This is a genomic window from Nostoc sp. (assembly GCF_054880495.1).
Genome location: NZ_JBTYKD010000244.1, coordinates 1 through 12,537, shown reverse-complemented (window position 1 = coordinate 12,537; position 12,537 = coordinate 1). Strand labels below are relative to the sequence as shown.

Annotated in this window: 14 protein-coding genes; 7 read left to right on the top strand and 7 right to left on the bottom strand. The window is 43.4% G+C overall.

The annotated features are described in order from the left end of the window. Positions 1-278: hypothetical protein (locus tag ACYTXL_RS22940; protein ID WP_461926735.1), on the top strand; the 278-nt coding region annotated here is incomplete at its 5' end. A 598-nt stretch (positions 279-876) separates the two neighbouring features. Continuing rightward, positions 877-2,052, top strand: a complete 1,176-nt coding sequence (locus ACYTXL_RS22935; protein WP_461926734.1) for a homospermidine biosynthesis protein — start codon at positions 877-879, stop codon at positions 2,050-2,052. Between the two features lie 277 nt (positions 2,053-2,329). Here ACYTXL_RS22935 and ACYTXL_RS22930 read toward each other — a convergent pair whose 3' ends face one another. The 4 genes from ACYTXL_RS22930 to ACYTXL_RS22915 form a co-directional block, all read right to left on the bottom strand. Beyond that, positions 2,330-2,767: a hypothetical protein gene (locus tag ACYTXL_RS22930; RefSeq protein ID WP_461926733.1), complete on the bottom strand. Its 438-nt coding sequence runs from the start codon at positions 2,765-2,767 to the stop codon at positions 2,330-2,332. 124 nt (positions 2,768-2,891) lie between these two features. Then, on the bottom strand, positions 2,892-3,245 hold the full coding sequence (locus tag ACYTXL_RS22925) for a hypothetical protein (protein WP_461926732.1): 354 nt from the start codon (positions 3,243-3,245) through the stop codon (positions 2,892-2,894). A gap of 132 nt (positions 3,246-3,377) precedes the next feature. Then, positions 3,378-3,737 (bottom strand): hypothetical protein, encoded by a 360-nt coding sequence (locus tag ACYTXL_RS22920; protein WP_461926731.1) that lies wholly within the window; start codon positions 3,735-3,737, stop codon positions 3,378-3,380. Between the two features lie 105 nt (positions 3,738-3,842). Then, positions 3,843-4,448 (bottom strand): serine/threonine protein kinase, encoded by a 606-nt coding sequence (locus ACYTXL_RS22915; RefSeq protein ID WP_461926730.1) that lies wholly within the window; start codon positions 4,446-4,448, stop codon positions 3,843-3,845. Between the two features lie 117 nt (positions 4,449-4,565). On the opposite strand from ACYTXL_RS22915, the gene ACYTXL_RS22910 reads away from it, so the two are divergent. Further along, a complete protein-coding gene (locus ACYTXL_RS22910) occupies positions 4,566-5,288 on the top strand; it encodes a Uma2 family endonuclease (RefSeq protein WP_461926729.1) in 723 nt (240 codons plus the stop codon). 17 nt (positions 5,289-5,305) lie between these two features. Here the strand turns inward: ACYTXL_RS22910 and ACYTXL_RS22905 are convergent, their stop codons facing one another. The 3 genes from ACYTXL_RS22905 to ACYTXL_RS22895 all read right to left on the bottom strand — a co-directional run bounded on the left by ACYTXL_RS22905 (position 5,306) and on the right by ACYTXL_RS22895 (position 10,160). Then, entirely contained in the window at positions 5,306-6,436 is a 1,131-nt protein-coding gene (locus tag ACYTXL_RS22905; RefSeq protein ID WP_461926728.1) for a CO2 hydration protein, read from the bottom strand. Between the two features lie 144 nt (positions 6,437-6,580). Further along, the gene (locus ACYTXL_RS22900) at positions 6,581-8,086 is read right to left on the bottom strand and encodes an NADH-quinone oxidoreductase subunit M (protein WP_461926727.1); all 1,506 of its coding nucleotides are present in this window, start codon (positions 8,084-8,086) and stop codon (positions 6,581-6,583) included. A gap of 217 nt (positions 8,087-8,303) precedes the next feature. Beyond that, complete coding sequence (locus ACYTXL_RS22895; protein WP_461926726.1) at positions 8,304-10,160, bottom strand: NAD(P)H-quinone oxidoreductase subunit F; 1,857 nt, start codon at positions 10,158-10,160, stop codon at positions 8,304-8,306. Between the two features lie 649 nt (positions 10,161-10,809). Between ACYTXL_RS22895 and ACYTXL_RS22890 the strand changes: the two genes are divergently transcribed. The 4 genes from ACYTXL_RS22890 to ACYTXL_RS22875 all read left to right on the top strand — a co-directional run. Continuing rightward, on the top strand, positions 10,810-11,118 hold the full coding sequence (locus ACYTXL_RS22890) for a carbon dioxide-concentrating mechanism protein CcmK (RefSeq protein WP_190891121.1): 309 nt from the start codon (positions 10,810-10,812) through the stop codon (positions 11,116-11,118). A 95-nt stretch (positions 11,119-11,213) separates the two neighbouring features. Then, positions 11,214-11,558, top strand: coding sequence for a carbon dioxide-concentrating mechanism protein CcmK (locus ACYTXL_RS22885; protein WP_196515968.1), 345 nt, complete (start codon positions 11,214-11,216; stop codon positions 11,556-11,558). 6 nt (positions 11,559-11,564) lie between these two features. After that, entirely contained in the window at positions 11,565-11,867 is a 303-nt protein-coding gene (locus tag ACYTXL_RS22880) for a EutN/CcmL family microcompartment protein (protein WP_292772714.1), read from the top strand. A 97-nt stretch (positions 11,868-11,964) separates the two neighbouring features. Beyond that, positions 11,965-12,537: gamma carbonic anhydrase family protein (locus tag ACYTXL_RS22875; protein WP_461926725.1), on the top strand; the 573-nt coding region annotated here is incomplete at its 3' end.

Below are 12,537 nucleotides of genomic sequence, written 5' to 3'. Positions count from 1 at the left end.
TTCGCGTAGCGTCTCCCTTAGGAGAGGGAAACCCTCAAGACCGCGTTTTTCACCATCAATGCCACAAGCGAAAACCTTTTCTTATAGGTATATGTCGCAAGAGAACCCTTCTCTTCTCTTCTCTTCGAGAGGCTGCGCCAACGAGAGGCTTCTCTTTCAGAGATGCTAACGCGAACGCCAACGACTTCGCTCAGGGTAAAAGATTTGGGTCTTGGGAACCAGGACTCCCTCCTGCCCTTGGAGGGAATGTCAGACCAAAAAAACTACGGAGTAATTGATGGCTATTCCCAATGAATTGGGAGAGCTACGTCCGTCTTACGGCGGGGTAGTTCACTCTCAGCCGTCGTCCTGTTTTTTGATGAAATGGGCTAGTTATACCATTTCACGCAAACCCTGATACATATAGATTTATCGTAGGGGCACAGAAAAAGCTCATTGGTGTCAACTTCAGAAAAAATCTGCTTTGAGAAGGCGTTTTGCCCTCATCCCCTAACCCCGAATCCCAAGTTGGGAGAAGGGGAACTAGAGAATTTGCTCCCCTCTCCCAATTTTGGGAGAGGGGCTGTTCTTGTGAGGGTCAAACCTGGAAAGCTTGCCAAGTCTAACTTCTACGTTAAGTTGACACCAATGAGCATTGCTGTGCCCCTACCAACATATTTGTATCATTATTAAAGTAAAACGGTATTACAGCTGTTTTCATTTATTTGAACCACACTACTCCCCACTTTCCACTCCCATTCGGCTACGCTCACGGCAAGCCTACTCCCCGTCTCAGTTCTGGTCTAGTTACCTGAAAACACCTGTAAATTGCTGTCACTTTGGTTGAAAGCTAGATAACATTAGATTCGGGCGTGTTTACTGTTCAGGAGTGCCAAAATGTCTAAACAGCTGGGTCAAAAAATTGCACCGACACCGATATCAAATGATATCAATGTGGTGGATTTGATTGATCAATATTTCACCGCCTACAACTCAGCGCGGTTGCGGGAAATTTGCCAACTTCTGAGTCGTGATGTGCTAACAGAAGGTGTCACAGTGGGAGTTAGCCTTTCCGGTGCGATGACACCAGCAGGATTTGGGGTTTCAGCACTTGCACCCTTAATTCGCAACGGCTTTATTGACTGGATGATTAGCACTGGTGCAAATCTTTACCACGATATGCACTATGGTTTGGGTTTTGAACTCTTTGCTGGTAATCCGTTTTTGGATGATGTGAAACTGCGCCAGGAAGGCACTATTCGCATTTATGACATTATCTTTGGTTACGATGTGCTGCTAGAAACTGATGCGTTTATCCGCAAGATTCTGCAAGGGGAAGCGTTTCAGAAGCGGATGGGAACTGCTGAGTTTCACTATTTATTGGGTAAGTATGTTCGGGAAGTAGAAAAGCAACTGGGTGTGCAGCATTCCTGCTTGCTGGCGACAGCTTATGAGTGTGGAGTACCGATATATACGTCTTCTCCTGGGGATAGCTCAATTGGGATGAACGTGGCGGCTTTAGCTTTGGAAGGTTCGCAGTTGGTGATAGATCCATCAATTGACGTAAATGAGACGGCTGCGATCGCATATAATGCCCGTGAATCAGGAGGTAAAAGTGCAGCTGTAATTCTCGGTGGCGGTAGTCCCAAAAACTTTTTGCTACAAACCCAACCGCAACTTCACGAAGTCTTAGGACTAGAAGAACGAGGACATGATTTCTTTGTGCAGTTTACCGATGCGCGTCCCGATACAGGCGGTTTGTCTGGAGCAACCCCATCGGAAGCTGTCAGTTGGGGTAAAATTGACCCCGAAGAGTTACCTAACACAATTGTTTGTTATACCGATAGCACGATTGCTCTACCACTGGTGACAGCATACGTCTTGAACAAATGCCAACCTCGTCCCCTGAAGCGTATATACGACAGGCGAGAAGCCATTTTCGACAAACTGCAAAAAGACTATCTCGCAGCCAAAACCCGACCATCGGATCAGATTCCAGCAGCAGTGGCTGAAAATGCTTCACAGCAAACAGCGACTTATCCCTGTGGTCGGCTGATTCCGAATGCTCACTAGGGGAGTGTAAACTTACAGCTATTTTCAGGTAAATAGACCACGCGGTAGGGGCACAGAAAAAGCTCATGCGTGTTAACTTCAGAAAAAAGCTGCTTTGAGAAGACGTTTTGCCCTCATCCCCTAACCCCTTCTCCCAACTTGGGAGAAGGGGAACTAGAGAACTTGCTCCCCTCTCCCAAAATTGGGAGAGGGGCTGTTCTTGTGAGGGTCAAACCTCGAAAGCTTGCGAAGCCTAACTCTAGGGACTTCCAAAGCATAAAATGGAACAATATGGCAGCTATTTACAGTGTTGTTGGAGCAGAGATACAGCTAATTCAAAATTATTAGGTTGAGTTTGGACTGCATAGGCTTCTCTTTCTAAATCTTGTCGTTTGACATCGGTATAGCGTCTAAAAAACGGTCTAGCATAATTGATAGGTTGAATGTCTAAACCTAAAGTTTTTATTTTTCCTTTTCCTGCACATACCTGTGCTGCATGAACAGCTTCATGAATTAAGGTCTGAGTTCCAATATGTAACTCAAAGACTACAGGATTAATCCAGATTTTTTTGTCAGATTCTCTTAATAACCCATAAGCTCCTCGCTTTGGTGGTAGCGCAATTATTACCTGAAATCCTTTGTTTTCTAATTTATTTTTTAAATCTAAAAATCTTGCTTCTGGATTGGGTATTTGAGAAAGCAATAGTAAGGAATTTAATATAAAAATTTTGCTCATTGCCTTTTTTAACAAAAGAGAATTCAGGAGTCAGAAGCCAGAATTTAATTCTGAATAATGATATAAATAATCCTATGTGCTAACCATCCCAAACCCAAGCCTAGACTGGAAGTGCTAGCTAAAATTATAAAAGTATTAACCTTATTAAAAGATTTTCGTAATTCATATCCAGCCATAGCCACAACCGAAGCCCCAGCCCAAACCGAGAAGTTGTGGGGGGTTGACCTGTCACCCCATAATAGAGTGCGGCAGCCAGACAGTAAACATGTGCTAGTGTCCGCCCTTCTTGGATAAATCTCTCTATGTACTTTTCATACTCTAGGTCATGGCTGAGATATTCATTGGGTGTTTTGATGACAACTGTCCGGTTTAGCTCAACATGCAATGCCTTATAAGTAATCCCAAATCCCCCCTGTCCCAGGACTTTATCAATTACATATTTGCCAGCTTGTAATCTTTCTCCAGCTGTCCAAGGCATGAAAACCTCTAATAATTCGCAATTCGTAATTAAAACACTTTTAAAAAGCTGGACACGGATATTTTATCTGACTTAACTGTGTTTCACAAATCATACATTTTTGCAGAATACACAATGAAAGTTTAGCTAAATCTACGGGGTTTTGGTAGATGAGGGACTAGGAGACTGTGACGGTTGATTGGAAGGTGGAGAGGGGTGGAAAATAGGAATCCAGCCAACTATGCCTGAAAGTAAAGTTCCAATAGCGGCGATCGCAGCTATCACCACTCCCCAAAACTGGATGTTTCGCTCCCAAGTTGGGTTAGTGCTAGGTGGTATAATTACTGAAGGCTGGGAGTTTTCCCCGGTTAACCCCAATAAATCGAGCCATTCTCGCATTGATTGCGATCGCAGTTTGGGGTCTAGCTTCATACCTATTAAAATTGCGCGGTTTGTGCGATCGCTAATCTGAGGGTTGTGTTCTTTCGGTTCTAGTAAACGAGCTTTGTCCACTTTGCGTCTCAGCGCACTGACGGGTATTTCTCCAGTTAGAAGCACGTAGAGAGTTGCTGCTAGAGAATAAATATCGCTATAGGCCGCAGTTGGTATATCCTTAGCCTAAAGCTCAGGAGGCGTAAATCCTTCGGAAGTTTCCTTAGTTCGATTTGTGGTTAAAATGTGGTCAAAATCCAGAGCTAAACCAAAATCGATCAGTACCGCTTCAGGTTGTCCATTTCGCACCCGCAAAAAAATATTTCCTAGGTGTACATCTCGATGAATAAACCGATTCTCATGTACTTTTATCAGTGCTTCCCCAATTTGTTGAATGTAGCCTAAAGCGTCTGGTTCAGAAAGTACTTGTTGGCGACGGTCAGCCAAACTCACACCATCGACATACTCCATTACCAAACACCAATGCTCTTTTTCCTTAAAGGGTTCTGCAACCTGGACAATATGCTCATGCTTACATTGACTAAGTTTTAGTTCCTCTTGCCAAAACATTGTTTCCAGCCGTCCGCGATCCTCTTGGCTTAGGGAAATAAGTAAGTCATCGTTTAAAGTTTTAATGACTTGGCGATCGCCTTTCTTATTTTTGACCAAATAGGTGATGCCAAAGCGACCTCTTCCCAACTCTCTCTCAATGATGTATTTTCCACCTTGTAAGCGATCGCCTTTTACCCAAGCCACATTTGTAGCTCCTAAAATACTTATATTAATTTTCACATAAGAAAGCCTGAAGAACCGGAGCTTTACAGAAACAGCGCTATGTCTCAGGAAAAGCCTATGCGCGTCTACACTTGCTAAACTAAAAAACAACCCTTACTCCTGCAAAGGTGTCTTATGACCTCTGCAATTAACGCACCAAGCGCCCTCACTCCTTTCCCAGACCATACACAGCTCCCTGAGTCTGATGGTACATTCGTGAAAAACTTTCAGGAACATCCCCAAAGCATTCTCCTAACCGACTCGATTAAACCGATATTGCAAAAACGTCATCCTGATGGGCAATACTGTATTGGTCAAGATAGCGGTATTTACTGGCGCATCACTGATCCCCCAGAAAAAGGTGCAGAGGCTCCTGACTGGTTCTATGTAGCGAATGTACCACCTACTCTGAATGGGCAAACGCGCAGGTCTTATGTACTCTGGCGAGAGTTTATCGCCCCATTAATTGCATTAGAATTTGTTTCTGGCAATGGTAGCAACGAGCGAGACAAAACCCCTTGGACAGGTAAATTTTGGATTTATGAGCAGGTGATTCGTCCTCCCTTCTACGGCATTTATGAAGTGAACAAACCCAGTGTGGAAGTTTATGAATTAGTTGGTGGACAATATCAGTTATTAACAGCAAATGAACGTGGACATTATCCTATACATCCTTTAGGAGTTGAGTTGGGTTTATGGCAGGGAGAATATTACAATATGGAATTACCTTGGCTACGCTGGTGGGATTTGCAAGGTAATTTGTTGTTGACTGGTGAAGAAAGAGCGGAACAGGAACGCCAAAGAGCCGATCGCTTGACTGCCCAATTGCGATCGCTCGGCGTTGAACCAGAAGCATAATCTTGACCAAAAATCAACTATTTATTCACATCCAGCAAGCGCGAAGTTTCTAACCGACTCATCCACTTCTTTAAATAAACTCGATTACCTATTTCCTCACTTGGATCTTTAGTATCCAAAGGATAAGGCATCAGTCCCAAAATCGTTGCAGTCGTCACGCAAAACATCGATTTTTGGAAACTTATGCAAATTTGTACCCGCAAATCATCTTCACCCCGAAGACTGCGACGATAAATTTCGTGCAAATACTCTGGAAGATAATGACGCATATCCTGCATCAACAAGGTAGGAGGAATACCCGCGCCGCCGATGGGCAAAGGATCGGCATACAATGCGCCATATTGAAATCGAGTTTGATCTAGGGGAATTTGATATCCTTGGGCATTGTATGAAACTGTACCGTGGAAAGGAGTTCCCCGGAAGAATACTGCCTCTACATAAGGTATTGCTGTATCTGCTAAGAAGGTCAAACCAACGCTTTTGGGAATGATTTCATAGACTTCATCCCGAATTTTGACGGCGTAGGTAATTGGGTTTGATGCATTTGCTACTAACGCTGTTTTAATATGGTCTACAACTTGGAGAATCGATTTGATTTCGCCTTGGTCGTAGCGGTCTGATAAGCTGAGGAACATATCAGCCATTACTCGCCAGAATTGACCTAAACCGGTGTAGTAAGCAGAGACGCGCAAGAGTTCTGTTAAGAAATCTGGAAACAGTTGGTTAATACCCGGAATTAAGAGATTATTTTTAAATTTTGCGGCGATAACCGCTTGCGCTCTTTCTTGAAATTCTTTGGTATCTAAATACGTATCTAGCCCGCCGCCACCGTGCCACATCATGGCTTTCATGCAATATTCGGCATATTCAAAATTAATTCGGTCATGCCACCAGTGACGGAGTAATTTCTGAAAAGAAAGCTCTCCATTAAAGTATTTAAAAAATGGGAAAAATACTAAAAACTGATGCTCGGCAATATAGTTAAGATTTTTTGAGTAGGCATCTAAAACTACGCCATAGCTTTTAAGAATGCCAACTACTTCCAGCACATTTTCTGGACTATCCGGGAGTAATGCCTCTCCTTTTTGCAGACGTTCAATATACTCAGCTAAGGGATTGTGAGTAGCTTTCTTTTTAATAGTTACCATTGCAATCTCTCCAAAAGGCATTAGTCATTAGTTATGGGCATTGGGCACTTGTACTGATCGTTCGCGTAGCGTCTCGTAGAGAAGTCGTTGGCGCAGCCTAAGAAGAGAAGTATTGGGCAGGTTATTCTCCTTGTCCCCTTGTCCCTAATCTCCAGGCTTGATTGCTTTATCCAAGGACACTGTTGCTACTACGTTTTGGGTATTTACCATTGCTGTAATTGTTGGTTCACTCCAGCGCACTAACCAACTAGGTTGAATGCCGAAAATCACAATCAGCACAGCTAAAATTGCAGCTGGGACGCGATCGCTCCAATACACACGTGGTAAGTTGGTAACTGATGCAGACAAGCGTCCAAAAAAGGCGCGGTTGACGAGAATTAAGAAGTAAACTGCTGTTAAACCTGTGCCAATCATGCATAGCAGCGTTTGCACTGGGAAAACTGGAAAACTACCCCGATAAACTACGAATTCGGAAATAAACCCGATCATTCCCGGTATACCAGCACTGGCCATGACTCCGACAATCATCAAGCTACCGATTACCGGCATACCCCGTTCTGGGTTCAGTAATCCTTGGATGACTTCTAAATCACGGCTTCCGGCTTTTTTATACACAACCCCTACCAGCAAAAACAGCATTGCCGAAATCAAGGCGTGGCTAATCATTTGCATCACAGCACCCAAAACACTTAAAGGTGTGGCCGCCGCCGCCGCTAAAAGCACGTAACCCATGTGTCCAATGGAACTGTATGCCACCATTTTTTTCATATCGGTTTGAGCGATCGCGCAGGATGCACCATACAGTACACTCACTACTGCCCAAGTCGCCAACCAAGGAGCCACATAAGCCCAAGCTTCAGGTAACAAGTTCATGCCAAACCGCAGTAAGCCGTAACTTCCCAACTTCAACAGCACCCCTGCCAACAACACTGAAATCGGTGTGGAAGCTTCAACGTGAGCATCTGGCAACCAAGTATGAAAGGGAACTAAGGGAATTTTAATCCCAAAACCTACCAAAATTCCCGCTAGCAATAAAAGCTGTGTTGCTAGAGGTAAAGTGGTAGCGTTCAAGGTTGCTAGTGCAAAGTTAGAGGAACCACTCAGCCAAACCATGCCCAGGAAACTTGCTAAAATCAAGATTCCCGAAACGGCTGTATAAATGAGAAATTTTGTAGCAGCATAACCCCGTTTTACTCCACCCCAAATAGCTATCAACAGATATAACGGAATTAGTTCCAATTCGTAAAATAGGAAAAATAGCAGTAAATCTTGTGCCAGAAAGGCTCCAGTTACCCCAGCGCATAATACTAGTATCAAAGAATAATAAAATTTCGGACGCTGTAAGGATTCATCGCTGCTGTAAATGGCAATGCAAGTTAATAGTCCATTTAAAACCAGCAATGGCAAAGATAAACCATCTATTCCCAGGTTATAATTTAAGCCTAAAACATCTATCCAAGGTATAGACTCGGCAAACTGTTGAGTGATTTCCCCTGGATGGAATTGAATTGCTAGTACGATTGTCCACAAGAAAGCGATACTGGCAAAGACCAAAGCCACCCCACGGGCGAATTTCCCAGTGATGCCAGAGGGTGAGAAACCAATTAAAGCTGCGCCGATTAACGGCACTAGAATTAAAATACTAAGCATAGATAGAATTCAGGTAAGGGGAGATGAGGGAGATGTAGCTTTAGCTTCCCGCAGGCTGGGGGATGAGGGTGATGAGGGAGAATAATAAATCCTAACTCCTACTCCCTTCCCGCTTTCAGATTGCCTATTTGTTCTTCTGTTTGTTCCTTGGCGTCCTTGGCGGTTCCTTAAAAAATTAGGTATTCTGACAGAACTATAGGAGTAACTCCTAACTCAGTTAAAAAGGTAATTTATCTAGTAAACCCGATGACCAGCTGATGAAAAAACCCAGGACGCTGACAACTGCTAGGATGGTCAACATATAGCCTTGAGATTGCCCAGAAATGCTGTACTTTAAAGTTTGTCCGCCGAGAATTGTGGCAAACCCAACCAAGTTTACTAAACCGTCAACCAAGTAGCGATCGCTCCAAGCTGAAACTTTAGATAGCAGTGCTACTGCACTTACTACGGTTATACGATAAACTCGGTCAATATAAAAATCATAACCCAACAAGTCTTGCATAAATCTCCACGCCAAGATTCTCGATCTTGACCAAGCTTTGTGCAGATAAAGTGTAGAGCCTACACCTACTCCCACGACGGTAGAAGCAAACAAGGCTAACGCCACATACCAATTAATACTTTCCCAATCGGGTAGTAAGTACCATTGCTGTAACATCAGAGGTAAAAGCAGAGTCAATACTGTCAGAATCACCATTGGTAAGGCCATCTGCCAACCAACTTCTGGGGTGCGATGGGTCTTTTGTTGCGGTTTACCCCAAAATACTAATCTAAATACTCTGGTCAAATTCAATGCTGTCAAGCCATTGACCAATAATAAAACCCCAATCACCCAAGGGCTAGTATTCACGAAACCGTCAGCCCATGCTAACATTGCCCAGAAGCTTCCCAATGGTAGCAATGTTACCATCCCCGCAGCACCGACAACAAAGGCTGTGGTGGTGGCTGGCATCCGTGACCATAGACCGCCCATTTCTGTTAAGTCTTGGCTTTGGGTAGTTAAGATTACTGAACCGGAACTCATGAATAATAATGCTTTGGCGATCGCATGAGTTAACAGCAACATCAAGGCTACACCCCCTTGCTGCAACCCCACCGCCAAAAACACTAAGCCCATGTATGCACTGGTGGAATGAGATAGCGATCGCTTAATGTCAATTTGTGCTAAAGAAACTAATGTTGCCCCAATCGCCGTTACCGTGCCCATGACTACTAAGGCATTCAACGCAACTGGCGACAGTGCTAACAATGGTTGAAATTTATAGAGTAAATAAGCACCACCCGCTACTACTAGGGAGTTTCGCATTACCGAGGCGGGGTTGGGGCCTTCCATAGCCTCATCTAACCACAGGTGCAGTGGAAATTGGGCGCATTTACCAGCAGGCCCCGCAATTAACGCTAACCCCAGCAATGCTGATGTCATTGGGCTTAAATTAGCTGTTTGCGCCCACTCATATAAATCCGAAAAGTTCAAACTGCCGGCTAAGGTGGAAAGGGTCACTACACCCATCAGCAGCAACAAGTCTCCCACCCGTTTAGTCCAAAACGCATCTCGCGCCGCCGTTACTACTAAAGGTTGAGCATACCAGAACCCCACCAGCAAGTAAGTCGAAAGCGTCAGGAGTTCCAAAAGGGCATAGCTGAGAAACAAAGAATCACTGATTGCTAGACCACTTAGCGCTGCTTCAAAAAATCCCAGCAGTGCAAAAAAACGCGCCAACGACCAGTCCTTTTCCATGTAACCCAGAGCATAAACTTGTGCTAGTAAGCTTAACCCCGTAATTAAAACTGTTGCCCCAATACTGACTGCTGAGAATTCCAAGGTAAAAGATAAGTCTAAATCAGCAGCTTTGAACCAGTTGACCAGTAACTTTTCTGGTTCTTTATCCCAGATATTTTTAAATACAAACAGGCTATGGGCAAAAGCTAAAACGCTCGTCAACAAGTTGATGTATGCCGCAGGTCTTGGCCCTGTTCGTTGAATTATTCTTAGTCCCCACGGCAAGGTCAAAATTGCGCCCCATAAGCTATAAAAAGGCACAAACCAACTTGTTGAAAATAGAAATTGATTCATTTAAATTTCCCTTGACGACTCAGCCTTTATTTTAAAAAACTTTAAAAGAATTTTTAATATAAATTAATTTATCAAAACATCAATATTTTATTATTTTTTCAACTAAATTCCTGCAAGTACTTTTACTTAATTTACTCGATTAAACATAAGTAAAATATAACTTTACATAAGTAAAAGCATTTACTGGCTTAACTTAACCTCCGGTTTTAAATTTTTATTTCTAATTTGACCAAAGTAGTTTATAGGATATATTTGAAAAAATTATCTATTTTTCACCTAGTCGTTGTAAATGTAACAAAATTTGAGAAAAGATAGGGATAGCAAAAGATACAGCCGTTGTTCCTCCCTCGCCAGATGGGGTTAGGCTTAGTTATGAATGTCCTTTTGTTAATGTAATAAAGAAATTATAAAGCATAAGTGGCGGCTCAAGGAATTAGTGAACTTTTATTGCCCGAAAACACTAGATAAATATTTGTTAAGTTTTTTAAAACTTTCTTATCATAAACTATTATAGTAATTTATATTGCCAGGGACGCCAAGCTTTCCTATGCTTAATTTGGAAGTGTTTTCTTAACTCTAAGATCAAGCTCTCCCCGTCAAAAATTTCAAACAACAGTACTGATTAGATTCATTTTGTAGGAGTTCTGCGATGCCAATTGCAGTTGGGATGATTGAAACGAAGGGCTTTCCAGCAGTAGTAGAAGCTGCTGATGCGATGGTGAAAGCCGCCCGTGTCACTTTAGTAGGCTATGAGAAAATTGGTAGCGCTCGTGTCACCGTGATCGTTAGGGGAGATGTATCGGAAGTCCAAGCTTCTGTAGCAGCTGGGGTTGAAGCCGCAAAAAGAGTCAATGGTGGTGAAGTGTTATCCACTCACATCATTGCTCGTCCTCACGAAAACCTGGAATACGTCTTGCCGATACGTTACACAGAAGCTGTGGAACAGTTCCGTACTTAAAAGCTGTTTAAACAAAGTAATTAACGCTCTTTGCCTGATTGAGCATCACTTTTGTCCAAGGCTAGAAACTAACTTTGAAATAGGGATTAAAACTAATGTCAATTGCAGTAGGAATGGTTGAAACGCTAGGCTTTCCAGCAGTCGTGGAAGCTGCTGATGCGATGGTGAAAGCTGCCCGCGTCACTTTAGTAGGTTATGAAAAAATCGGTAGTGGTCGGGTTACAGTGATTGTCCGGGGTGACGTGTCAGAAGTGCAAGCTTCTGTGGCCGCAGGTGTTGAATCTGTAAAACGAGTCTTCGGCGGACAAGTGTTATCGACTCACATCATTGCTCGTCCTCATGAGAACTTAGAATACGTCCTGCCAATTCGTTATACCGAAGACGTAGAGCAGTTCCGGGAAAATGTGAATGCAATTCGTCCTTTCGGTAGAAGACCGTAATTTGTAATGCAAGTTGCCAAAGTTCGCGGCACAGTAGTTAGCACCCAAAAAGACCCAAGTCTTAGAGGTGTCAAACTACTGTTGTTACAATTAGTGGACGAAGATGGAAACATCCTCCCACAATACGAAGTAGCAGCAGATACTGTGGGAGCAGGAGTAGATGAGTGGGTACTTGTCAGTCGTGGCAGTGCCGCTCGTCAAATTCTGGGAAATGAGCAGCGTCCATTAGATGCAGCAGTAGTAGCAATCATAGATACTATTCACGTTGAAGATCGCGTCATTTACAGCAAAAAAGATCAATATCGATAGTTATTTAGTCATTAGTCATTAGTCATTAGTCATTGGTATTAGCTAAAGACAAATGACAACTGACAAATGACTAACTTAATAGAGGAGGAATCTTGCGATGGCAGTCCGTAACACGGCGGCACCCCCAACCCCGTGGTCGAGGAATTTAGCTGAACCCAAAATCCATGAAACTGCCTTTGTACATTCATTTTCCAATGTGATTGGGGATGTCAGGTTAGGTGCAAATGTAATCGTTGCTCCGGGGACTACGATTAGAGCGGATGAAGGCACACCTTTTTATATTGGTGAAAACACCAATATTCAAGATGGTGTTGTGATTCATGGGTTGGAGGAAGGTCGAGTAATTGGCGATGACCAAAATAAATACTCGGTGTGGGTTGGCAAAAATGCCTGCATTACCCACATGGCTTTAATTCACGGCCCAGCTTATGTCGGGGATAATTCCTTCATTGGCTTTCGCTCTACGGTGTTCAATGCCAGGGTGGGTGCAGGTTGCATCGTGATGCTGCACGCTTTGATTCAAGATGTAGAGATTCCCCCAGGTAAATATGTACCTTCGGGAGCAATAATTATTAACCAGCAACAAGCTGACCGTTTGCCAGATGTGCAAGATCAGGATAAGGAATTTGCTCATCATGTGGTTGGAATTAATCAAGCACTGCGAGCGGGT

Excerpts from the sequence above, each read along its gene's own strand:
- ACYTXL_RS22935 (WP_461926734.1), top strand. The coding sequence starts at position 877 with ATGTCTAAACAGCTGGGTCAAAAAATTGCACCGACACCGATATCAAAT.
- ACYTXL_RS22900 (WP_461926727.1), bottom strand. The coding sequence starts at position 8,086 with ATGCTTAGTATTTTAATTCTAGTGCCGTTAATCGGCGCAGCTTTAATT.
- ACYTXL_RS22895 (WP_461926726.1), bottom strand. The coding sequence starts at position 10,160 with ATGAATCAATTTCTATTTTCAACAAGTTGGTTTGTGCCTTTTTATAGC.
- ACYTXL_RS22910 (WP_461926729.1), top strand. The coding sequence starts at position 4,566 with ATGACCTCTGCAATTAACGCACCAAGCGCCCTCACTCCTTTCCCAGAC.
- ACYTXL_RS22890 (WP_190891121.1), top strand. The coding sequence starts at position 10,810 with ATGCCAATTGCAGTTGGGATGATTGAAACGAAGGGCTTTCCAGCAGTA.
- ACYTXL_RS22880 (WP_292772714.1), top strand. The coding sequence starts at position 11,565 with ATGCAAGTTGCCAAAGTTCGCGGCACAGTAGTTAGCACCCAAAAAGAC.
- ACYTXL_RS22930 (WP_461926733.1), bottom strand. The coding sequence starts at position 2,767 with ATGAGCAAAATTTTTATATTAAATTCCTTACTATTGCTTTCTCAAATA.
- ACYTXL_RS22885 (WP_196515968.1), top strand. The coding sequence starts at position 11,214 with ATGTCAATTGCAGTAGGAATGGTTGAAACGCTAGGCTTTCCAGCAGTC.
- ACYTXL_RS22905 (WP_461926728.1), bottom strand. The coding sequence starts at position 6,436 with ATGGTAACTATTAAAAAGAAAGCTACTCACAATCCCTTAGCTGAGTAT.
- ACYTXL_RS22925 (WP_461926732.1), bottom strand. The coding sequence starts at position 3,245 with ATGCCTTGGACAGCTGGAGAAAGATTACAAGCTGGCAAATATGTAATT.